18 protein-coding genes are annotated in these 22,727 nt (G+C 63.1%); 9 read left to right on the forward strand and 9 right to left on the reverse strand.

The window, feature by feature from the left end; translation table 11 throughout:
- Nucleotides 1-30: 30 nt before the first annotated feature.
- Nucleotides 31-1,683: an FAD-binding dehydrogenase gene (locus tag H0241_RS00970; protein ID WP_181055566.1), complete on the forward strand. Its 1,653-nt coding sequence runs from the start codon at nt 31-33 to the stop codon at nt 1,681-1,683.
- A gap of 159 nt (nt 1,684-1,842) precedes the next feature.
- Nucleotides 1,843-2,727 carry a hypothetical protein gene (locus H0241_RS00975; protein WP_235983855.1) on the forward strand — a complete coding sequence of 295 codons (885 nt, stop codon included), beginning with the start codon at nt 1,843-1,845 and terminating at the stop codon, nt 2,725-2,727.
- Nucleotides 2,728-2,794: 67 nt separating this feature from the next.
- On the opposite strand, the gene H0241_RS00980 is transcribed toward H0241_RS00975, so the two are convergent.
- From H0241_RS00980 to H0241_RS00990, 3 genes are read right to left on the reverse strand one after another with little or no spacing between them, the layout of a single operon-like run.
- Entirely contained in the window at nt 2,795-4,321 is a 1,527-nt protein-coding gene (locus H0241_RS00980) for a hypothetical protein (protein WP_181055567.1), read from the reverse strand.
- Nucleotides 4,318-5,448: a glycoside hydrolase family 5 protein gene (locus H0241_RS00985; RefSeq protein WP_328824588.1), complete on the reverse strand. Its 1,131-nt coding sequence runs from the start codon at nt 5,446-5,448 to the stop codon at nt 4,318-4,320. Before H0241_RS00985 ends, H0241_RS00980 begins: the two co-directional genes overlap by 4 nt.
- A gap of 3 nt (nt 5,449-5,451) precedes the next feature.
- Entirely contained in the window at nt 5,452-7,599 is a 2,148-nt protein-coding gene (locus H0241_RS00990) for a GumC family protein (RefSeq protein ID WP_181055568.1), read from the reverse strand.
- Nucleotides 7,600-7,833: 234 nt separating this feature from the next.
- On the opposite strand from H0241_RS00990, the gene H0241_RS00995 reads away from it, so the two are divergent.
- Entirely contained in the window at nt 7,834-9,246 is a 1,413-nt protein-coding gene (locus tag H0241_RS00995; RefSeq protein WP_181055569.1) for a lipopolysaccharide biosynthesis protein, read from the forward strand.
- Nucleotides 9,243-10,337 (forward strand): glycosyltransferase family 4 protein, encoded by a 1,095-nt coding sequence (locus H0241_RS01000; RefSeq protein ID WP_181055570.1) that lies wholly within the window; start codon nt 9,243-9,245, stop codon nt 10,335-10,337. Before H0241_RS00995 ends, H0241_RS01000 begins: the two co-directional genes overlap by 4 nt.
- Here the strand turns inward: H0241_RS01000 and H0241_RS01005 are convergent.
- Nucleotides 10,323-11,837, reverse strand: a complete 1,515-nt coding sequence (locus H0241_RS01005; protein WP_235983858.1) for a glucosamine inositolphosphorylceramide transferase family protein — start codon at nt 11,835-11,837, stop codon at nt 10,323-10,325. The two genes, H0241_RS01000 and H0241_RS01005, sit on opposite strands and share 15 nt — an antisense overlap.
- Before the next feature lie 259 nt (nt 11,838-12,096).
- Between H0241_RS01005 and H0241_RS01010 the strand changes: the two genes are divergently transcribed.
- Nucleotides 12,097-13,245, forward strand: a complete 1,149-nt coding sequence (locus tag H0241_RS01010; protein ID WP_181055571.1) for a GNAT family N-acetyltransferase — start codon at nt 12,097-12,099, stop codon at nt 13,243-13,245.
- A gap of 17 nt (nt 13,246-13,262) precedes the next feature.
- On the opposite strand, the gene H0241_RS01015 is transcribed toward H0241_RS01010, so the two are convergent.
- The 3 genes from H0241_RS01015 to H0241_RS01025 form a co-directional block, all read right to left on the reverse strand.
- Nucleotides 13,263-14,489 carry an FAD-dependent oxidoreductase gene (locus H0241_RS01015; RefSeq protein WP_181055572.1) on the reverse strand — a complete coding sequence of 409 codons (1,227 nt, stop codon included), beginning with the start codon at nt 14,487-14,489 and terminating at the stop codon, nt 13,263-13,265.
- On the reverse strand, nt 14,486-15,391 hold the full coding sequence (locus H0241_RS01020; RefSeq protein WP_181055573.1) for a WecB/TagA/CpsF family glycosyltransferase: 906 nt from the start codon (nt 15,389-15,391) through the stop codon (nt 14,486-14,488). The genes H0241_RS01015 and H0241_RS01020 overlap by 4 nt, the downstream gene beginning before the upstream one ends.
- 96 nt (nt 15,392-15,487) lie before the next feature.
- Nucleotides 15,488-15,799, reverse strand: coding sequence for a hypothetical protein (locus tag H0241_RS01025; protein ID WP_181055574.1), 312 nt, complete (start codon nt 15,797-15,799; stop codon nt 15,488-15,490).
- Nucleotides 15,800-16,147: 348 nt separating this feature from the next.
- Here H0241_RS01025 and H0241_RS01030 point away from each other — a divergent pair, with 348 nt between their 5' ends.
- Nucleotides 16,148-17,200 (forward strand): Dyp-type peroxidase, encoded by a 1,053-nt coding sequence (locus H0241_RS01030; protein ID WP_181055575.1) that lies wholly within the window; start codon nt 16,148-16,150, stop codon nt 17,198-17,200.
- Nucleotides 17,197-18,003 carry a family 1 encapsulin nanocompartment shell protein gene (locus tag H0241_RS01035; protein ID WP_181055576.1) on the forward strand — a complete coding sequence of 269 codons (807 nt, stop codon included), beginning with the start codon at nt 17,197-17,199 and terminating at the stop codon, nt 18,001-18,003. Before H0241_RS01030 ends, H0241_RS01035 begins: the two co-directional genes overlap by 4 nt.
- 39 nt (nt 18,004-18,042) lie before the next feature.
- Here the strand turns inward: H0241_RS01035 and dgoD are convergent, their stop codons facing one another.
- Together dgoD and H0241_RS01045 are read right to left on the reverse strand one after the other, a co-directional pair.
- A complete protein-coding gene (dgoD, locus tag H0241_RS01040) occupies nt 18,043-19,191 on the reverse strand; it encodes a galactonate dehydratase (RefSeq protein WP_181055577.1) in 1,149 nt (382 codons plus the stop codon).
- A 7-nt stretch (nt 19,192-19,198) separates the two neighbouring features.
- A complete protein-coding gene (locus tag H0241_RS01045) occupies nt 19,199-19,888 on the reverse strand; it encodes a FadR/GntR family transcriptional regulator (RefSeq protein WP_210284732.1) in 690 nt (229 codons plus the stop codon).
- Nucleotides 19,889-20,147: 259 nt separating this feature from the next.
- On the opposite strand from H0241_RS01045, the gene H0241_RS01050 reads away from it, so the two are divergent.
- Both H0241_RS01050 and araG read left to right on the forward strand, forming a co-directional pair.
- Complete coding sequence (locus H0241_RS01050; RefSeq protein WP_181055579.1) at nt 20,148-21,137, forward strand: arabinose ABC transporter substrate-binding protein; 990 nt, start codon at nt 20,148-20,150, stop codon at nt 21,135-21,137.
- A 70-nt stretch (nt 21,138-21,207) separates the two neighbouring features.
- Complete coding sequence (araG, locus tag H0241_RS01055; protein WP_328824589.1) at nt 21,208-22,719, forward strand: L-arabinose ABC transporter ATP-binding protein AraG; 1,512 nt, start codon at nt 21,208-21,210, stop codon at nt 22,717-22,719.
- Nucleotides 22,720-22,727: the final 8 nt, after the last annotated feature.

Raw genomic sequence — 22,727 nt, forward strand, 5'->3', positions numbered from 1 at the left:
AAACAAAAAGCCGAGACAGGAGTGACGACAATGGCTGACGCGGATGCAATCATCGTTGGCGGCGGGCTGGCTGGCCTGGCTGCGGCCGCGGAACTCGGCGATGCCGGCAAGCGCGTGATCATCGTCGAACAGGAAGGCGGAGGTTTTCTCGGCGGCCAGGCATTCTGGTCGCTCGGTGGTCTGTTTCTGGTCGACACGCCCGAGCAGCGCCGCTTGCGTATCAAGGACAGCCGCGACCTTGCCTGGCAGGACTGGCTGGGTTCGGCCCAGTTCGACCGGCCCGAGGATCATTGGCCAAAGAAAGTGGCGGAAGCCTATGTCGATTTCGCCGCAGGTGAGATGCGGCAGTGGCTGCACGGCATGGGCATGCGTTGGTGGCCGGTGGTCGGCTGGGCCGAGCGCGGCGGTGGGCTGGCCAACGGCCATGGCAATTCGGTGCCGCGCTTCCACCTGACCTGGGGCACTGGGCCGGGCGTGGTTGCGCCGTTCGAAAGGCGTGTGCGCGAACACGTTGCCAAGGGGCTGATCACTTTGAAATTCCGCCACCAGGTCAGCCGGTTGATCAAGACCAACGGCGCGGTCACGGGCGTGGCTGGCGAAATCCTGGAGGCGTCCAACGTCGAGCGCGGCAAGCAGTCGAACCGCGCGGTCGTCGGTGGTTTCGAACTCTCGGCCGGTACCGTCATTGTCACCTCCGGCGGCATTGGCGGCAACCATGATATTGTCCGCAAGGTCTGGCCGGTCGAGCGGCTGGGGCCGGCACCGAAGCGTATGATCGCCGGCGTGCCGCACCATGTCGACGGCCGCATGGTGGCGATCACCCAGGACGCCGGCGGCGCCGTGATCAACGCTGACCGCATGTGGCACTATGTCGAGGGGATCAAGAACTGGAATCCGATCTGGCCGAACCACGGCATCCGCATCCTGTCGGCGCCATCGCCGCTATGGTTCGATGCGGTCGGACAACGCATGGAGGCGCCGTTCTTCCCAAGCTTCGATTCGCTCGGCACGTTGAAACGCATCCTGTCGACCGGCCATGATTATTCCTGGTTCGTGCTGACCAAGACGATCGCCTCGAAGGAGTTCGTGCTGTCGGGCTCCGAGCAGAACCTCGACTTCACAGGCAAGGATTGGCGGGCAGTGCTGAAGAACCGGCGTGGCGGCAAGGCGCCGCCATCGGTGGCGGCGTTTCTGGAAAAGGGCGAGGATTTCGTCGTCCGCGAAAACCTGGCCGATCTGGTCGCCGGCATGAACGCGTTGTCCGGCGACAATCTGCTCGATTACGACCGGCTCAAGGCGCAGATCGTGGCGCGCGACCGCGAGGTCGAGCATGCCTACACCAAGGACGCGCAGGTCACGGCGATCCGCGGCGCCCGCAACTACATCGGCGACAAGATCTTCCGGGTGACCAAACCGCACAAGATACTCGACCCCAGGCACGGGCCGCTGATCGCGGTGCGCCTCAACATCCTGACGCGCAAGACGCTGGGCGGCCTGCACACCAACCTCAATTCGCAGGTTCTCGACGGCAAAGGTGAACCCATTCCCGGGCTCTACGCAGCGGGCGAGGTGGCCGGCGGTGGTGGCGGCGGCTATCACGGCTACAATGCGCTTGAAGGGACATTTCTCGGCAGCTGCATCTTTTCCGGCAGGAATGCAGGTCGGCACGCGGCGGGCAGATGACGCCCTGGCCAACGCTGCCATCGACACCGAGACAGGCCATCATCGGGCGCCATAACGGGGATATTTTCTGACGAAAAAGCAGATTATTAATCGTCCTGCGTTATTGGCAGTCTTGGGGGTGAATGGGTCTGGTAATCTGATCGTATTCACGGGTCGACTATGGCAGCACTTGGCACCCTTCTTCCCGATCTTAGCTGCCGGCCAATTCACCAGGGTGATTGGGACGGCGTAGCCGATTGCCTGCTCCGGGGTTTTCCAGAACGTGGCCGCAACTACTGGATGCGGGCGCTCGCCCGTTTGTCGCAGCGGCCCATCGTCGCCGATTTTCCACAATACGGCTTTGCCTTGGAGAATGCCGGCCAGATCGTCGGCGTTGTGCTGACGCTTTACGCCCGCTTCCCTGGCCTGGAAGGCGACGAAATCCGCTGCAACATTTCAAGCTGGACGGTGGACGAAGGATACCGTCCCCAGGCCATGAAGTTGATTTGGCCGGTTCTCAGACAGAGGGACGTGACCTTCACGAACATTTCGCCGGCGCCGGCGACATTGAAGGCCAACAAGGCACTCGGCTTTCGGCTATTTTCGCATGGACAATTTGCCTTCCTGCCCGCCTTGAGTTCGGTGCGGAAGTCGTGTCGGGTACTTGAGGTTCGTCCCGATCTTGCCGAATTGGCGATGCTCTCCGACGGCGAAAGATACATCGTCCTGGAACATGCCGCGCTGGGCTGCATCTCTCTGGTCTGCATTTGCGACGGGGTGGCGTCTCCGCTGGTTTTGATGCCGCGCCGAATACTGCATGGTCTTATCCCCTGCGCCCAGATCGTCTATTGCCGCTCGCTGGCGGATCTGAGCCGGTGTGCCGGCGCCGTGGGGCGTTTTGTCCTGCGACGGGGGATCCTGCTTTGCCTCGCCGACGCCAAGGAGCCCATCCCTGGCCTGTTCGGCCGCTACTTCGCCAACAGGGGGATAAAATACTTCAAGGGCCCGAAGCCGCCGGCGCCGGGCGACCTGACCTTCACCGAACTTGTGGTGTTCGGGCCTTGATCGCTCTCTGCTTTCATGACGCAATTCCCATGGGAAAGCGCTACGCGCTTTTCCCGGGAAAACCGTTTCACACTTTTCCTGGAATTGCTCTTTGCACCGCCAGCTCGCGCCAGCGCGTGCCCAGCGACACACCGACAAGCAGCAGGCAGAAAGCGAGAGCGAGGGGTGAGTAGAATGCCTCTTCCTGCAGCACGGCATTGGCCGAGATGGTGACGATGCCGACGAAGCCGAACAGGAAATCCGGGTCGCCGGTTTCGATCAACTGCCGACGTGCCGCCATGGCGAGCGCCGCCAGGAAGCCGAAGAAGACCAGGCTGCCAATTCCCATCTGGTAAAGCATGACGCCAACGGCGCTTTCGACGGGAACGGAGGCAGCACCTTCCGCCTGGGCGGTTGCCCAGCTGAGATTGATGCTGGTGCTCGACAGATTGCCGCCCAGCCCCAGTCCTTGGCCAAGCGGATTGGAGAGGAAGTCGCGCAGGCCTGCCGCCAGGCCGAGCACGTGATAGTCGCCATGGGTGGCGCCATAGGCGATTGCCGCGGTCGTCCAGACGATGGCCAGGGCGATGACGCCGGCAAGCGTCAGACCGGTGCGGGAAGGGCGATGGAACAGCCGCACGCACAGCGCGACGAGCAGCATGAATGTCGCGCCCTTGGAGCCGATGACAGCCAGCAGCGGCAAGGCGGCGATGGGCAGCAGCCAACGGCCTCTGAAGAGCAGCCACGCCGATATGATGCTGAGCGCATAGGCATAGCTGATCGAATGAAAGTTCGGACCGCCGATACGAAAGACACTTGGCAGGATGTCGTTGAAGAACGGCGTGTTGAAGAAGGTCGTCGTCATCACGTCCTCGAGCCCACGGAAAACGAAGCCAGTCTCCTTGAGCGCCTTCTCCCACACGCCGGTCTCGATCTGCCGGGCGATGTTGCGTTCGATGTAGAGGTCGCCATGAAAGAGGCCGAGGAAATTCATCGTGAAGGTCAGTTCGACATAGCCGTAAATGACCGCGCCGGTGCCGAGCCAGAGCATGCTCTTGCGCAGGTCGACCGGATAGAGGGCGGCGGCGAGCACCGCGATGTGGAAGCAGGCGAGTGGCGTGATGGTGTTGCGGAAATAGACGACCGCGTCCTTGGGGCCGCCATGCACGGCTCCGAGCGCCAGATAGAAGGTGATGGTTGCGCAGAGCACGAGGCTGAGCAGCAGCCAGGGGCGCAATTCGGTCAGCGCGCGCACGCGGTGCTGGAACGACGCGGCAAGGAAGATGCAGAAGGCGGTCATCAGGATGATGAAGTTCGTACCGCGCAGCGCATCGAACGTATCGTTGTCGGGAATGTAAGGCGTGTACCACGCCACCATGAGGTTCTGGTAGAGAAAGGCGCAGATGATTACGACAGGAATGCCGGCAGGCACCGCATTCGAAACGATCAGCGTCACTATGAACGTCGCGACAATCCCGAACGGCGTCCACACCGCAAAAGCCGAAACGCCGAGCGCCACGACGATGAGCGCCATCGAGATATGCAGCAGGGCCTCGGCGCTCGATGCGTTCGGTGCGCTGAGCCCGACGCGGGGATATGCTCCGGAGACGCTCATTGCCCGGCCGCCTCGCCGCCCAGGAGGGCAGCCATCATCGAGGCGTCGAACCCTTCCGGGCTCAGCCTGCTGGCAATGAAGCCAAAGCCCTGGTCGAGCTCCCAATAGGTCCAGCCGATATGGTTGGCTTCGGCGGCCTCGCGCACGGCACGGACCCAGGCCGCACGGCTTTGCGCATCGACGCAGAAATTGAGCACGCCGAACTCGTTCAGCATCAGCGGGCAGTCATGAGCCACCGACCAGCGTGCGGCCTCGGCAAAGTTCGAAGCAATCGCGGCCGCCGTCCATGGGTTCGAAAGTTCGTTCTCGAGCAGGGAAGCAGCTTCTTCGTCGCCGGCAGCGCGCAATCTTGCAATGAGGTCGCGGACCGCAGGGGTCTCCCTTGTCGCGGGAAAGGGCAGGTTGGCCATGCGCGCCAGCGGCGACGCATCCCAGTTCTCGCATTGATGGGTGAAGGCCGTCGGCGCATAGAAATGGATGGCGGCGATCTGGTTGTCGTCGGCCAGAGGCGGCGCATCGGCTATTTCCCATATGCCCTGGAAGCGTGCCGGCCCCCAGACCAGCGTGTGGCGCGGACATGTTGCGCGCAGCGTTTCAGCGAGCCTGTCGCGCAGCGCCAGCCAGACGGCGCGTTCCATCGGCGGCTCGTTCAACAGTTCCGGATAGACCGAAGCCGCCGGCAGCTCGGCAATGACGGGACGCAAGGCCGTCCATGCCTGCACAACCTGTTCGCTTGCGGCCGCCGGATCGCGCTCGAAAGCTGCGTGAAGGCCGGCGGACGGGTGCATGTCGACGAGAACGGCAAAGCCTAGCCCGACAAGGTCGGCGACGCCATCATGGATGCGGCGGAGCCAAGCCGGGTCGCCGGCCGAGATAAGATCGCTGTTCACCGGCAAGCGGATGGTTTCGAACCCGGATTGGCGCAGCTTTTCCAGCGTCGCAGCGGCGGGGGCGATTCCCGCCTCGCGATCGAGCCATCCCGGAAGATTGAAGCCGCGCGATGGAACGCTGCGCGCGGTCGTGGTGGCAGAGGCCGGGAAGGGGAGGGCGGCAAGCACAGCCCCGCCAGCCAGCGCAAGCGCTTGCCGCCGTGACATCTCCGGCAGCGATGTCCGCTCCGCCGGCACGGATCAGCTCCTCGCGGCCAGACTGCGGCGCCAATCGGCGGCGCCGGATGGTTGCATTGGCGTGCGGGCGACCGACTGCGCGGTCTGCGGTGCGATCACCAGGGTGGCGCTGCGTCCGATCTGGGCGACGCCCAGCCGTTGCACCAACAGGGCGGCAGCGTCGGCTGCCTGCTCCGACGGGTTCAGCGCCAGCAGCGTCAGATCGGCCTGCGTGAAAAATTCCGGAGACCAGGCCTTTTCGCCGAAGGCCGGGGCGCTGACGAGGATGAAGTCGAAGGCGTTTCCGGCCTCGGTCAGGACGTCGCCCAAGGTCCGTCCACCTTTTTGCCCCTGCGGACTGCAGATGGCGGTTCGCAGGCCGCTGGCGCTGTCGACGAATATACCGGGGCCGTGGCCCGTCGAAGTGGACGGCTGGCCTTCGATCTCAACAACCAGCACGTTCTGCTCGACACGCTGCAGGCTGATCCCGATCAATGCTCCGGCAAGCCTTGCCTCGAGGCTGCTGCGCGTCGAGGACACGGCCAGCACAAAGGGTTTGGGATGGTCGTGCAGGCGCAGAATGATCTGCCGCATCAGCTTCAGCACGTCGCGCGAAAGCGTCTCGTCGCCGTCCTGGAACAGTGAGGCCCTGATTGCCTTGATGCCTGAAAGCGCCGTACCGCTGGCCGGCACGCGGTATTCGCCCAGACTGGCCGGCACAGGCTTCGGAGCCGGCTGGGCAGCGACACGCGGTGCCTCCTGCCTCGGCTGGATCGCCGGCACCGTTTCTTCCTTGGGCGCTTGCGGTTCGTCTTCGGGCCGGCGGACCGGGCCGAACGCCAGAGCGAGACCGCATCCGGCGAGAAGTCCGAGAACCGCGCTCACCGGCAGGAGCAGGGCCGGCTTCGGCCAGGTCGGCTGCAGTGGCGGCGAAGCCTTGGCGATCGTGCGCGCCTCGGAGGTCTGTACGCCCTCCATCTGCGAGGTTTCCTTGGCGCGCTTCAGATAGTCGTCGAGGACGCCGCGAGCGGCCTGGGCCTTGGAGTCCAGCTGCCGCAGCTGCACCTGGGCAAGGCTCGAGTCGGAAGACTGCTGGCGCAAGGCTTCGAGCTTGGCCTGCAACTTGCCGACATTTTGCGCGGCAAGATCGTAGCTGGCCTTCAGCTGCTGCCTGATGCGGTCGGCCTCGGCGCCCATGAGCCGGTTCATCCGTTCGAGCTCGGATCGCAACCGCGCGATCGCCGGATGGCGCGGCCCATACATGGTTTCGAGATTGGCGAGTTCGGCGGCGCGCTGATTGTAGTCGTCGCGCAATTTGATGGCCGAGTTGGAAGACAGGATTTCCGCCAGCCTGGCCAGACCGGACGGCGAGCTGCCCACGGCAAGCGCCTGATTGTAGCGGTCCCTTGCCTGGTCGGCGTCGCCCTGGGCGGTGATCAGCTGCGTCGTCAGCTGGTCGAGCTGGAATTGCAACGTGCCGCCATCGGTCGGATCGACGATCCTGTGCGTCGTCTTGAAATCCTCGACCGCGCGTTCGGCGTCGCTGACGTCCTTCTGCAGGCCCTTGATCCGGTCGTTGAGGAGGGAGTTCACATCGCTGTTGGCGCCTTCGCGCTCTCCGGCAAGGCCGGTCCGGTAGCGCTCGACGATGGCGTTGGCGATGCGCGCGGCCGTCTCCGGCGATTTCGAGGTGAAGCTGACATTGATGACATAGGTGAGCCCTTCGCGCTCCACCGATACCGCCTTTTGAAAGCGCTTGAAGGTCGCGTCGCGCGTAGCCTTCTGGTCCGATCCGAATATGGAAAACAGCCGCGATATCAGGCCGCGGCCCGAGAATTCGGGGTCGCTCGCCACCTTTTGACCGTCGAATACGTCGCCCAGCAGATCCTGCGATTCGATGACGAAGACCTGGCTGGCAATGGCGGCGCTGTCGGAGCCGATGCCGGGAAGAACGCTGTTGAAATTGGTGGACCGCGAATCGCGCGGGTCGATCAGGATCGAGGCCGTTGCCGTGTAGCTCGGGCTGGTCACCAAGAGATAGAGCACCGTCAGCAGCAGCACGGCACCTGCAATGACAAAAATCATCAGGCGGCGGCCCCAAAGAATCGCCCACAGCGCCGCGATATCAAACAACGGTGGAAGCGTGCGGTCGTCGATGCTGGCAGGACTCATCATTTTTCCTCTGCAGAGTCACGTCACTCTACACCTCGCACTATTCCCCATTATCGTTAGCCTTTCGTTAAGGTTACCAAAGCGTTTCACCTTTGTATGCAGGTGTGCCAGTAACCATTCGTCGCGTTCGGGGCTGGCGCTTGCGTGAGTTTTTGTTCTATTCAGGGACAGGTTTCAGGGTCGGTTCGGCTGCCGCGGGGGCAAGGCCATTGCCGATCGTCACAGGAGCCGGTCTTGGATGACAACATAAGCGACAACAGAGCCGCAATGGCTGGGAGCGGCAATCCGGCAGCCGACATGCGCATGTCCATCCCCGCGCTCGCCAGGAGCGGGGCAGTCGCGGGTGTGATCAAGCTCGCCAGTGCCGGCCTGTCGTTCCTGATGTTCGTGGCCGTAGCGATGGTGATGGACGAGCGGCAGTTCGGCCTCTACAGCGCCACCTATGCCGGCGCCAGCCTGGTTTCTTTCTTTGCATCGGTTGGCCAGCAGAGCACGGTGCTCAGGTTCTGGCCGCAATATGCCGGCCTCGGCGACCTCAACTCGGCGCACGGCATGATGGCGCGCGCAATATTGGTCGCGCTGCTCGGGCTAGTCGTCTCCAGCCTGCTCATCCTGGTGGCGGGGTTTTTGCCGTTCGTCGGCGGCGGCACGCCCGAATGGCTGTCGCTGTGCCTGGCTGCCGCGGTGCTGTCATTCTCGCTCGGCTGGTCGGAATTCACCTCCGGCGCCTTCCGCGCCAAGAATGCGCTCATTTACGGCCTGTTGCCGCGCGATATCATATGGCGGGCGGCAACCATTGCCGCCATTCTCGGCTTTCGCTTCATGCATGTCGGCGTCAGCGCGGTGGAGGCGACCTACCTGACCGCCGGGCTGCTCCTCCTTTCGGTGGTGCCGCAAACGCTGTCTCTGCTGCGCGACACGTCGCGCGCCGAGCGCGGCCCGCTTAGCCCAGCGCAAAAGCAGGAATTCAAGACCGTGACGCTTGGCCTGTGGGGCGTCACCTCGCTGCCGCCGGCGCTCGGCCAGGTCAGCACCTTGCTGGTAGCCATGATCCTGGGGCCGGTGCCGGCCGGTGCAATCTTCGTGGCGGACCGGACGACGCGGTTCGTGGCGCTGGCGCTCAACGGTATCAACCAGGCGCTGGCGCCGCAGATTTCGAGCGCCTTCTACAGCGGCGACAGGGCGCATGTGCAGCGCATCACCAGCCTTGCGGCACTTGGCAGCTTTGCCATTGCGCTCTGCGTGCTGGCGGCGTTCTGGCTTTTCGGCGGCTTCATCCTGTCCATTTTCAATCCGGCCTATGACACGCCGACCATGCGCACGACGCTGGTCATCTTCGGCATCGGCGCGACCTTCGGAACCGCTTGCGGCCCGATCGAGATACTGCTGCAACTGACCGGCCTGCAGCATGCGCTGTTCAAGGTCCTGGTCGTCGTCAACGTGCTGGGGCTGGCCGCGACGGCCGCGACGACCTATTATTTCGGGCCGGTCGGCGCGGCGGTCACCATCGCCGCAACGGTCATTGCCTGGACTGCCATCGCAGTGTCGATCGCACGGCGCCGAATAGGCATAAACCCGTCCATCTTCGGCCTCGCGGCGGGCAAGGCGGCAGCCGTTTCCCGCCCTGTGCTTAGAGACCGTACGTGAAGATCGTGCAGGTCCAGACGCAGGCGGAGGCGGCCGGCGCGCAACGCGTTTCCGACATGGTGGGTGAAGGATTGCGGGCGCGCGGCCATGATGCCCGCACCGTCTTCATGTACCGGAAGACCGACGCCTTCGACCACGACGCCAGCGCCGATTTCATTCTTACCGAGCCGCCAAAAGGCTTGCCGGGACAGATCCGGGCAACCATCGGGCTGGTGAGCTATCTGCGCAACGCGCGGCCGGATGCCGTCATCACCTATCAGCACTATGGCAACATCTTCGGCACGATCGGCGCCCGACTGGCCGGGGTCAGGCACATCGTCGCCAACCAGAGCGGCGCACCGCACACCAGGGGCACCATGGGCCTGCTCTCCCAGATCGACAAGCTGATGGGCGTGACCGGCCTTTACCACGCAAACATCGTCAACTCGGCCTGGACCGAGGCGCAATTCGATCACTATCCGCAAGCCTACCGGCGGCGCCTCCATCGCATCGATCACGGTGTTCCGGCACCGCGTGAGCAATTCGACAAGGCAGCGGCGCGTGCCCGCTTCGGCTTGCCGGGCAATGCATGGCTTGCCGTCTCGTCCGGACGGCTGACACGGTCGAAGAACCAGATCGCGCTGGTCGGGGCACTTGAACGGTTGTCCGACATCCATGTAGCGCTTGCCGGCGTCGGACCGGAACTGGAGACGCTTGTCACCTTTGCCAGGGAGCGGGGTGTGGCGGACCGGTTGCACCTGGTCGGCGAAGTTCCGCCGGTACAGATTTTCGAATTCCTGGCGGCGGGCGATGTCTACGCCTTTCCGTCGACGAGCGAGACCTTCGGTCTTGCCTGTGTCGAAGCGGCGATTTCCGGCCTGCCGGTGGTGGCGAGCAATCTTGCGGTGATGCGCGAAGTGCTGACCGCGCGAGACGGCGAACCGGCTGCGATCTTCGTCGAGGCCGACGCCGCCGGCATGGCCGCGGGGCTGGCTGAGATGATTGCCAGGCCGGAGTTCATGGCCAGGCTTTCGGCGGCCGGGCGGCGGCTCAGGGACAAGTACTCGCCGGCCCGGATGTGTGCCGGCTACGAGGCGCTACTGCTTTCCTGAACGCCTTCGCACGGCTGCGATCCCGTCGATCACTTCCAGCCTGCCGGCTCGGTTGAGCGTGTGGATTTTCGGGTATGGCCAGTCGCCGTCGGCGACGATCGGCCGGGGTGCTGAAAGCCGCACCGTCTGCCGGTCGAGCTGCAACAGTTCGGACAGACTGAGGCCGCCGCCATAGCCGAGCGTTCCATCTTGAACGGGAAGGACGATGCGTCCGTCCGGGCTGCGAACGAAAGCGCCGCCCGGACGTGCCGCGCGGTGATCGATCAGGATCGGATTGCCGGCATGTGGCGTCCAGGGGCCGGTGAGGGCGGGAGCCGAAAACACCACCAGCGTGTCGGAGGTGCTGCCGTAGCCGTCGCGGTCGGTGGCGAACAGCCAGAGCAGCCCTTCATGCTCGAGCAGCGTTGCGTCGGAAATCTCGCCCTCGACCAAAACGGTCTCGGCGGTCCAGTGATCGGGGAAAGCTGACGCGCGATAGAGGGTGAGTTTGCCGCTGGCGCTGGCTTCGGGAAGCATCCAGACTGCCCCGTCACGCTCGAATACCTGGGGATAGGAGAGGTGGTGCGGTTCCTCCAGCACCACGCGCGGCGCCTCGGGAACGCCGTTGGCGTCAAACGCAATGACCGAGATGACAGCCTTGCCGGTGGCGTGAGGATAGTCCTCGACGAACAGGAACGACCGGCCCTGCCATTCGAACGGGAACGGGTCGGCGTAGAAATGATCGCCCGGGTCGGGCAGGATCGACCAGCCATTGCCAAGCCTGCCGGTTTCGGCGACACCGGGAGCATCGGTAAAGCGGTAGCCGACCCGCCAATGCGCGTGGCGATAGCCGACGCGCCGGATGATTTCACGGCCAAGCCGCGGCAGCGCCGAACCGAGATAGGCGGGCAGGAATTGCGTTGCCGGAGCGCTGCGAGCTTCAGACGACTGTTCGTTCTGCAAGGGCCGGCCGTCGGCAAAAGCCTTGGCGACCGAGACGACCAGGGTGATGGCGCGCGCGAGTACATCTTCCGTGCCGAGCGCCACCGATTCCCGCTTGTCCACCATGGGCCGTGCCCGGGCAACCGCTTTTCCATCAAGGACGGCCTCGATCACAGGCAACCTTCCGGCCGCGATCGCCCTAGCCACTGCAAGATCGGACTGAGAACCGTCGAACAGGAGGCCAATGGTTGGAACATCGGATCGCGGCGCATTACCGGAAAGGTCCAGCCTGAGCGCTGCGGGCCGGCCGGTGGGCTGGACCGGAATCTCGTTCAGCGCCGCGGCCAGATTCGGACGGCGGCGCCGAAACAAGCGCTGTTCGAAAGCAAAGGCGGCTTTGGCCGACCCTGGCCAGCCTGCCGTTCCCGGCTGCTGTAGCACAGCGACATCGTGGCCGTCCGAACGCAGCCGCTCGATGACAATCTTCTGCCACAGGCGCGGGGTAGTTTGCGGAACAATGACGTCGATCGCCAGCATGTCGTACCAGTTCGCGATTGTATCGGGACCCGGCCTGGACATTGCAAAAGAAATGACCGGTACAAACAAATGACTGACTGAAAAAACTTACCTTGCGGTTACTTGGAAGTCTGGCCATCCGCTTTATGGGAAGAACTTGACCAATCCTGCCGGGCAGCCGCCGAATGCTGGATTGACGACAGATATGCAATCAGCGCCTGAGGCCCCGTATATACCAAGTTCCTAACATTCCATGTGGTTGACCTTGACGTGGAACGCAAGACAGCGTCGATAGACCATGCCCAGCCGGTTCGGACCATAAATGTTTGAAGTCACAGTCGAGGATTCGTTCGATTTTCGTTCGGAGGAATATGCCGAGCTTTTCGCCAGCTCGGCCGCGACCGCTTTTCAGCACCCCATTTGGCTCGCCCTGCTGTACGAGAAGATCGTTGGGCATGGTGTGGCCACGCCGCTGATCATCGTCGTGCGCACAGCCGGAAGACTGGCGATGGTCCTGCCGCTGGTCAGGCGCCGCTATACGCTGCTGAAAGTCGTGGAATTCGCCGACATGCGTGTTTCCGACTACATATCGCCGGTCGCCGACGAGGAGACGTTTTCACTTATCGTGGCGGACGGCCGCACTGTGGCCGCCATCCGAAAACATCTGAAGCCCTATGATCTGCTGCGTATCGGCAAGCTGGCCGATCGCTCGCTGCCAATCGAGCGCCTGTTTGGCATCGACAAGCGCGAAAGCATGGGCATGAGCGCCTATTCCAGCAAGCTGGAGACGACATTCGCGGCGTGGCGCGAACATCAACTCGACAGTTCCTATCGCAAGGAACTCGACAAGAAGTCGCGGCAGCTCGGCCGGATGGGCCAGGCGCGTTTTGAATGTTCGGATAGTATCGACGCCATCCGGACGACATTCGATGCACTCAAATTGTACCGCGGCAAGCGTTTCGACGGCAGCGACGGCCCGGCCGACCTGTTGCAGTCGCCGTCCTATTTCGAGTTCTATATGGCCGTGGCGGCCGAGGGATGTGGCGGCTTTGCCCGCACCTACACGTTCTGGATGGACGATCGGGCGATCGCCGGCGCGCTCGGTCTCGCACATCGCGGCTCGCTGCTGGTCATTCTCGGCGGCTTTGACGAGGCGGGTTACAGGAAGCAGTCGATCGGCAGCCTGATGTTCGAACAGATCGCCCGCGACTGCATCGAGCGCGGCGACCATTCGCTCGATTTCACGATTGGGGACGAACCCTACAAGATTACCTTCGGTGGCCGGCCATCGCCGATGTGGCAGATTTTCAGGGCCGGCAGCCCGCTCGGCTATGCCGCGCACATGACGGTCGAGAAACTGCCGGCGGCCAAGGCGCTGGCGCGGCGGCTGGTCGGATCGCATGGCAAGAAGCCCAAGTCCGGCCGTACCGTGCTGCCGCAGGCGCCCAGCGACGAGGCCGCTGGATCCTGAACGTCCGATGCCTGCGATCAGGTCGTGGCTTCTATGCGTGGCTTTTTGAAACTCCGCAGCCTGGCGGCGAAGGCGGGGCTCAGAGCGTCGATCCTCTGCATGACGCGGCGGCGGCTGAAATGAAGCTGCCGGCGTGCGCGCCAGCGTAGGTCCGTGTCAATGGTCAGGCTGCGGCGAAAATCAGCCATATGCAGGCCGTGTTCGTCCATCGCCAGCTTTACCGGATCGTCGTAGAACGTTGCGATCTTGGCCGCCGTCATGCCGGGCGAAGCCATCCAGTCCGGCACATGCACGGTGCACAGCCGCTCGACATCGGTGAGCAGCCGGCTGACGCCGGTTCCGGCGGCCGGACAAGAGGTCTGATAGGCATCGCCGATCAAAACGATGCCATTGCGCACACAGTTCTGCGCCACCGTGATGTCGGTGAGCCAGCTGTCGACCCGGTTGATGACTTCGAAATCGCCGAATGTCTTAACCAGCCCCGGCAGTGTTTCGATGAGCGTTTCCCGGGGACGTTCGCGCAGGGCCTTCACCCAGGGATCACGGTGATCGCGGAAGACGAACAGATTGGCGCGCGTGACGTCGGCGGCGGGAAACAGGGTCAGGTAATCGATGCCGTCGGAGACCCGCTCGCCGTAGTAGGTAACGGCCGGGTGCTTGAAGGCGCTTGCTCCCACCGGGCGCAGATTGAAGCCGAACGTCAGCGACTGCTTCTGGTGAACGAAGTGGCGCTCGATGCCGACGTCGCGCTTCAGAATATCGCCCATGCCGGTGGCCAGCACGAGCAGCCGCGCCGTCACGTCGTGATGGTCGAGGATCGACACGCGCTGGCGGTCCGCTCCTGTCTCCAGCCCGTTGACGCGGCCGGAGATGAAGCGAACGTTTTCGGGCAGTTCGGCGCGCATGGCGGCAACGAGGTCATCGTAGAAAATGCCGTAGTGGCGCGCGTGCGTGCGGTCGAGGATACGCCCCCTGCGAATGTTGACGATGTCGTCGAAGGCCACGGCCGCCGTCGAAAGCCTGTCCAGAAGGCCAAGCCGGCGCAGTTTTTCAGCCTGGTCGCTGGAGACTTTCTCGACACGAAACTCCCTGGGAAAGACCGAATGGCGATCGATCAAGATGACGTTGTAACCGGCTCGTGCGAGCACATTCGCCGCAATGGTGCCGGAAAGTCCGGCGCCGACGATGGCGATCTCGGCATCGGTCCCTTCGGGCAGCGGATTGTGGCGGTGCTCGGCCGTCATTTGGAATACCTCAATAGGGCGTAGACGGCCCGTGGACTGGTCGTGAAGTAGCGCCAGAAAAGCCGGCGCGGCTCCATCATCACACGCCAGAGCCACTCGAAGCCAGCCTTCTGCACCCATAGCGGGGCGCGCCGGACCTTGCCGGCGATATGGTCGAAAAGCCCGCCCGACGTCTTGATCAGGCCGACATTGTGGAGCCGCGATGCATAGTCGCGGATAAAGATCTGCTCGCGCGGCACGCCGAGGCCCAGCCACAATATGTCGGGTGCAAGCGCGTTGATCTCGTCGAGTTTCCTTTCAAGCGCCTGGCCGGCCAGAAAGCCGTGACAATTCCCGGCGATGCGCAGGCGAGGGTATTTGGCGCTGATGCGGGCGACAGCTTTGTTGTTCTCCGCCTCCGTCGAGCCCAGCAGGTAGAATGTCGTGCCTTCCTGTTCGGCGAGCCTGGCAACATCATGGAACAGGTCCGTGGTGGCGACCCGCTCCGGCAGATGCACGCTGCACAGCAGGCGCGAGGCAAAAACCAGCGGCTGGCCATCGGCGAAGATCTGGTCGGCCTGGCGAAATAGCCGGGCGACTTCCGTGTTCTGCCCCACCTGGGCGATGACATCGCCATTGGCGGAGGTGAAATAATAGGGGCGGGTGTTGGGCAGATGCCCACGCGCCGACGCGATCATCAGCCGGGCGGCGTCTTGCCGATCGATCACGGTGATCGGCAGACCGCCGAGCACAACCGTCGGCAAGGCGGGAAGCTGCGCGCGGGTTGTGACGCCTGCAGGTCCGGTCTCGCCAAGCGAGCGGGGATGGGAAGCCTCACCTGCTGCGGACGCCTCGGGGCGCCGCGCATCCGCTTCGCGGATCGCGCCCTTACCCCCTTGAGACTTTTTTGAAACGTCGCGCATCGTGGAAATTACCTATTTCGAAGTATTCTAAGTAAATAGTGGGGAAAGTTAAGCGATACGTTAATAGGTAGTTAACGCGTAAACTTTTCATAAAATCTATAGATAAATCAATGAGTTGTGCCGTCCGGATGAAGCGCTGCCCAAATCGCGAGGAACGAACCATTTCAGGTCGGGCATTTTTTGGCCCTGGAGCATGAAAAATCCAATTGGATCAACGCGCTCTTTGCATTTTGTCGGCCGCCAGAATTCGATGGTGGCGTGGCGGGGACTTTGGCTTTGCGAACGCTCACGCAGCCAGCGGGCGACTCGGAATGTCGACGCGGCCTGGGTCAAGAAAAGGTCGATGATGACAGGATTTCCGTCATGTTCCATAGGCAGAGATTGCTTTGGATTGGATGTCAAAGGCATCAACCGATCCGATGCTTGCAAGCAACCGCCCTTAGTAAAACTATGTCTTTCCGGTTGCATTTACTTGCAGACATTGTTCTCGTGCCATGCGTCGAGAATTCGACGCCGCGGCTTGTCGCAACCCGCTTCGCTCTGTTGGGCCTGCCCGCGATACCGGTGATCGAAGGGCAGGCGCATCGTGATGCAGACGGACCGAAAATCCTTCCGACCTATCCCTTGGAGGGATGCCCATTGCGGTGGGAATGCCTTATCGTCCAGTGCGGCGCAAGCGCCAAATCCAGTGAACCAACCTGAGCAAGATGCTGCTTGATTCAGGCACCGCGTCGGAGGATACCGAACGGATCAAGCATGGAGTCCAGTTTGCCAGCCGTTGTTTCGCAACCGGTCGTCGCCCTTCTGACGCGGGCCGCGATCTTTCTTGTCATTACGCTCAAATCCGGCCCTGAACATGACGCGACCGCACGCGGCCTGTGTGCCGACCTTTCCGCGCTCAAGCGAGCGGTCGGCTTCCGCGACCTCGAGGGCGGGTTGTCCTGTGTCATGGCAATTGGCTCCGACGCGTGGGACCGGTTGTTTGCAACCCCGAAGCCTAGGGATCTGCATCCGTTCCGCGAGATCCGCGGCCAGCATCACGCTGTTTCGACGCCGGGTGACTTGCTGTTTCATATCCGTGCGGCGCGAATGGACCTCTGCTTCGAACTGGCGACGCAGATCATGGCGCGGCTTGGTAGCGCTGTCGCCACGACGGACGAGGTGCAGGGCTTCAACTATTTCGACAACCGCGACCTGATCGGTTTCGTCGATGGCACCGAGAACCCGGTGGATCAGGGCGCCATCGACGCCACCATCATCGGCGAGGAGGATCCTGACTTTGCCGGCGGCAGCTACGTGATCGTGCAAAAATACCTGCACGATCTGGCGCGCTGGAACGAGGTGCCGGTGGCCGAGCAGGAAAAGATCATCGGTCGGACCAAGCTTTCCGACATCGAACTCAACGACGCGGTCAAACCGACATCGGCGCATAATGCGCTGACGTCGATTACCGAGGATGGCGAAGAGCTGGAAATCCTGCGTGACAACATGCCGTTCGGCGATGCAGGCAAGGGCGAGTTCGGCACCTATTTCATCGGCTATGCCCGCTCGCCGCGCCGCATCGAGCAGATGCTGGAAAACATGTTCATCGGCCGTCCGCCCGGCAATTACGACCGGCTGCTCGACTTCAGCCGCGCGGTGACCGGCACGCTGTTTTTTGTGCCGTCGGCGACGTTCCTCGAAGATGTTGCAGTGGATGCGGCTGCCGCTCCGCTCGCGGCCCAACCCGAGGCGACGGATCAAACCCAGTCGCGCCCGCGCGACGGTTCACTCGGTATCGGATCTCTCAAGGATGTGAGGCAGACATGAATACTCTTTATCGGGAACTCGCTCCCATTTCCGACGCCGCTTGGGCGCAGATCGAGGACGAGGCATCGCGCACCCTCAAGCGCCATCTGGCGGCGCGGCGTGTTGTCGATGTCGTCGGCCCGAAGGGTTTCGACCTGTCTTCCGTCGGCACCGGCCATACCAAGCCGATCGCGGCGCCCGACGAGGGGGTTCAGTCAGTGCAGCGCGAGGTCAAGGCGCTGGTCGAGTTGCGCGTTCCGTTCGAATTGACACGCCAGGCCATCAACGATGTCGAACGGGGTGCTACGGATTCAGACTGGTCCGCGGTGAAGGAAGCGGCGCGCAAGATTGCCTTCGCCGAGGATCGCTCGGTGTTCGACGGCTACGCCGCCGCCGGCATCCAGGGCCTTCGTGAAGGCACCAGCAATCCGGTCGTGGCACTGCCGGCCAAGGTGATGGCCTATCCGGAAGCGGTCGCCCAGGCGGTCAGCCAGTTGCGGCTTGCCGGCGTCAATGGCCCCTATGCGCTGGTGCTGGGTGCTGCGGCCTTCACGGCCGTCAGCGGCGGCAGCGACGAGGGCTACCCGGTCTTCCATCATATCGAGCGCATGGTCGATGGCGGTATCATCTGGGCGCCGGCCATCGAAGGCGGGTTTGTGCTGTCCACGCGGGGTGGCGATTTCGAGCTCGATATCGGCCAGGACCTGTCGATCGGCTATCTCTCGCATTCCAGCACAAGCGTCGAACTCTATCTGCAGGAGACATTCACCTTCCGGCTGCTGACGTCAGAGGCCTGCGTTACGCTTGCGCCGTCGCGGAAGTGAACGCGAAGTCGTAACGGCCTGGCCGCAAGATCGGCCGGGCTACCATTCGGCGAAGGAACCGTCCTTGTGGCGCCAGATCGGGTTGCGCCAGCGGTGGCCTTCCTTGGCGCGTTCCTTGACGTAGTCCTCGTCGATTTCGACGCCGAGCCCTGGGCCATCCGGGATAGCGACATAGCCATCCTCGTAGCGGAAGACGTCCTTGTTGGCCGCATAATCGAGCAGGTCGTTGGCAGCGTTGTAATGGATGCCGAGGCTTTGCTCCTGGATGAAGCAATTGTAGCTCACCGCGTCGAGCTGCAAGCAGGAGGCAAGCGCGATTGGCCCGAGCGGGCAGTGCGGCGCGACCGCCACGTCATAGGCTTCTGCCATCGCCGCGATCTTGCGACATTCGGTGATGCCGCCGGCATGCGAAAGATCGGGCTGGATGATGTCGACGGCGCCTTGCTCGAACACCGATTTGAAATCCCAGCGGCTGTAGAGCCGCTCGCCGAGCGCGATCGGCGTCGAGCCGAGCGCGGCGATCTCCTTCAGCGCCTCGCGGTTTTCGCTGAGCACCGGTTCCTCGATGAACATCAGCCGGTAGGGTTCCAGCTCCTTGACCAGCATGCGGGCCATCGGCCGGTGCACGCGGCCGTGGAAATCGACGGCGATGCCGATGTTGGGGCCGACCGCTTCGCGCACCACGGCGACGCGCTCGACAGCCGCATCGATCTTGTCATGGCTGTCGACGATCTGCAGTTCCTCGGTGCCGTTCATTTTCAGCGCCTGGAAACCGCGCGAAACCACCTCCCTGGCGCCGGCGGCCACTTCCGCCGGGCGGTCGCCGCCGATCCAGGAATAGACCTTGATGCTGTCGCGCAATTTGCCGCCGAGCAGTTCATGCACCGGCACGCCGAGCGCCTTGCCCTTGATGTCCCACAGCGCCTGGTCGATACCGGCAATTGCGCTCATCAGGATCGGGCCGCCGCGGTAGAAGCCGCCGCGATGCATCACCGTCCAGTGGTCTTCGATCAGGCGAGGATCCTTGCCGATGAGGTAGTCGCCAAGTTCCTTGACCGCCGCCTCGACCGTCAGCGCCCGGCCTTCGACCACAGGCTCGCCCCAGCCGGTGACGCCGGCATCGGTCTCGATCTTCAGGAACAGCCAGCGCGGCGGGACGATGTAGGTGGTGAGCGAGATGATTTTCATGCTGGTCTCAGTTGTTCTTGAGTTTCTTGGCGCTGACGAGGTCGCGCGCCGCAAGGTCGAGAATCCGGCCCGCTGCCGCACGCGCCGCCGCGGCATCGCGCATGCGCAGCGCCTCGACGACTTCGCGATGTGCCGCGACCGCTTCCATGCGCCGGTCGAGCGAGATGGTCGCCGTCGCTTCCAGCGAGAATTTGAGCCCGGTGTCGATCAAATTGCCGATCTGGCGGAAGATCGGGTTGTGGCTCGCGGCATAGACGATCTGGTGAAAGGTGATGTCCGAGCGCGAGAAGGTGACGAGATCCTCGCCGGCGTTGGCCATGCCGCGCCATGCGGCTTCGAGATCGGCAATCTCCTGCAGCGTCGCGCGCGTCGCCGCGAGTTCGGCGACCAGCGGCTCGATGGCGCGGCGCGTTTCGAGGATGGCGTCGAACAGCTTGTCGTCCAGCGCATGCGGAGCGTGCCAGGCCAGCACTTGCGGGTCGATGATGTTCCAGTTGTCCTGTTCACATACAACCGTGCCGATGCGCGGCCGCGACAGCACCAGCCCCTTGGCGGCCAGTACCTTCAGCGCCTCACGGATAACGGTGCGGCTGACGCCATATTCGACGCCGAGTTCGTTTTCGGTCGGAAGCGACGAGCCGGCCGGATAGCGACCGGAAAAGATGTCGGAGGCGATTGCCTTGATCACGTCAGGCATGACGCGCGGGCGGCGGGTAGGCGTGTCGCCTGATGCCTTCTTCGAAATCTCGGTCACCTCAGCCCTCCTCCAAGGCGGCGAAACCGCTGATCTCGCACAACCGGTCCGGCCTTACCGGATGCGGATGATTTGCGCCAGCGATCCCTGGTCAGAGCATGTATCTTAATTATCATACCAGATCAATTGACGAGTATGATAAAAACAATTAGAGACTCCAACACCCGGGCCTGAGCGCCCGGCCTATCGCTGGGAGGTAATCATGCGACTTTTGAAGACCGCGCTCGTCGCGGGCGCGCTTGCCGTGCTGTCCGTCACGACCATCGCTGCATATGCTCAGGACACCAAGATCGGTTTCATCGTCAAACAGCCCGAGGAGCCGTGGTTCCAGGACGAATGGAAGTTCGCCGACCAGGCCGCCAAGGAAAAGGGTTTTACCCTGGTCAAGATCGGCGCCGAGGACGGTGAGAAGCTGATGTCGGCAATCGACAATCTCGGCGCGCAGGGCGCGCAGGGCTTCATCGTCTGCACGCCAGATGTGAAGCTCGGTCCCGGCATCGTCGCCAAGGCCGCCGCCAACAACCTCAAGCTGATGACGGTCGACGACCGCCTCGTCGGCGCAGACGGCAATGCGCTGGAAGACGTGCCGCATATGGGCATTTCGGCGACCAAGATCGGCGAGGCCGTCGGCCAGGCGATCGTCGACGAAATGAAGGTGCGCGGCTGGAAGGCCGACGAGGTCGGCGCCATCCGCGTCTCCTATGACCAACTGCCGACCGCCGTCGACCGTGTCGAAGGCGCCATCTCGGTGCTCAAGGCGAACGGCTTCAAGGCCGAGAACATTTTTGATGCACCGCAGGCCAAGACCGACACCGAGGCTGCGCTGAATGCGGCGACGGTGGTGCTCAATGCCCATGCCGACATCAAGAAGTGGGTCTCCTTCGGCCTCAATGACGAAGCCGTACTCGGCGCCGTGCGCGCTTCCGAAAGCGTCGGCATTCCGGCCGACGGCATGATCGGCGTCGGCATTGGCGGCGCGGACTCGGCGATCAACGAGTTCAAGAAGCCGACCGCTACCGGCTTTGTCGGTACGGTGATCATCTCGCCGAAGCGTCACGGCTACGAGACGGCGCTCAACATGTATGACTGGGTCGCCAACAACAAGGAACCCGAGAAGCTGATCCTGACCGCCGGTGCGCTCGCCAAGCGCGACGACTACCAGACGGTCCGCCAGGGTCTCGGCATCGAATAATCCTCCCTGTACAAACAGGCGGCGGCTCATGCCGCCGCCTGTTTGGCATCACGCAGAAGGATCGACGCCAGTGTCCTTTCTCGATTTCTCGCACATCACCAAGACCTATCCGGGCGTCAAGGCGCTGTCGGACGTCTCCTTCGGCGTCGACAAGGGCGCAGTGCATGGCCTGATGGGCGAGAACGGCGCCGGCAAATCCACGCTGATCAAGATCCTGTCCGGCGACCAGCATGCCGATGAGGGCGAGATCAGCATCGACGGCAAGGTCCAGGCCTATTCATCGACGCGAGATGCCTTCGACAATGGCGTCATCGTCATCCACCAGGAACTGCAGCTGGTGCCAGAACTCACCGTCGCCGAAAATCTCAGCCTCGGCCGTTTTCCCGCCAGCGCCGGCATCATCGCCCGCGCCAGGATGCTGGACGACGTCGGCGCCAAGCTGAAATCGGCCGGCATCGACATCGACATCAGCCGCAAGGTCAAGACGCTGTCGATCGGCGAGCGTCAGATGGTCGAGATCGCCAAGGCGATCATGCTCGATGCGCGCGTCATCGCGCTGGACGAGCCGACCTCGTCGCTGTCGTCGCGCGAAAGCGAAATCCTGTTTGCCCTGATCGACCGCCTGCGCGGCGAGGGCAAGGTCATCATCTATGTCTCGCACAGGTTGGACGAAGTGTTCCGGCTCTGCGACAGCCTGACCGTGCTGCGCGACGGCAAGCTTGCGGCGCATCACGCCTCGCTGAAAGATGTCACCCGCGACCAGGTCGTCGCCGAAATGGTCGGCCGCGAAATTTCTGATATCTGGGGTTTTCGTCCGCGCCCATCCGGCAATGTCCGGCTGAAGGTCGACGCTGTTTCCGGAGCAAAACTGAAGACGCCGGCCGGCTTCGAGGCCCGCGCCGGCGAGATCGTCGGTTTCTTCGGCCTGATCGGCGCCGGGCGCTCTGAACTGATGCGGCTGGTGTTCGGTGCCGACCCGCGCTCGGGCGGCAGCATAAGCGTCGACGGCAAGGTCGTTCGTGCGACCGATCCGCATGATGCGATCCGCGCCGGCATCGTGCTGTGCTCGGAAGACCGCAAGCATGACGGCATCATCCAAGGCCGCTCGATCGAGGAAAACATCAACATCTCGTCGCGGCGCCACCACACGCGCTTCGGCGTCTTGAACCGCGCCAGCGAGATCGCCACCGCCGATACCTTCATCAAGAAGCTCAAGGTGCGCACGCCGTCGCGCAAACAGGACATCATCAACCTTTCCGGCGGCAACCAGCAGAAGGTCATTTTGGGCCGCTGGCTGTCGGAGCAGGGCGTGCGTGTGCTCATCGTCGACGAGCCGACACGCGGCATCGACGTCGGCGCCAAAGCGGAGATATACGACCTGCTCTATCAGCTTGCCGAGGTCGGCATGGCGATCGTCGTCGTCTCGTCCGAATTGCCGGAGGTGATGGGCATTTGCGACCGCATCCTGGTGATGTGCGGCGGCCGCATCAACGCCGAGCTCAGCCGAGACCAGTTCGCCGAAAAGGCGATCCTTGCCGCCGCTCTTCCCGATCAGAAAACACCCGACGCGATAGCATCCTGAGGATCTTG

The sequence above is a fragment of the Mesorhizobium neociceri genome (assembly GCF_013520985.1).
Lineage (GTDB): Bacteria > Pseudomonadota > Alphaproteobacteria > Rhizobiales > Rhizobiaceae > Mesorhizobium > Mesorhizobium neociceri.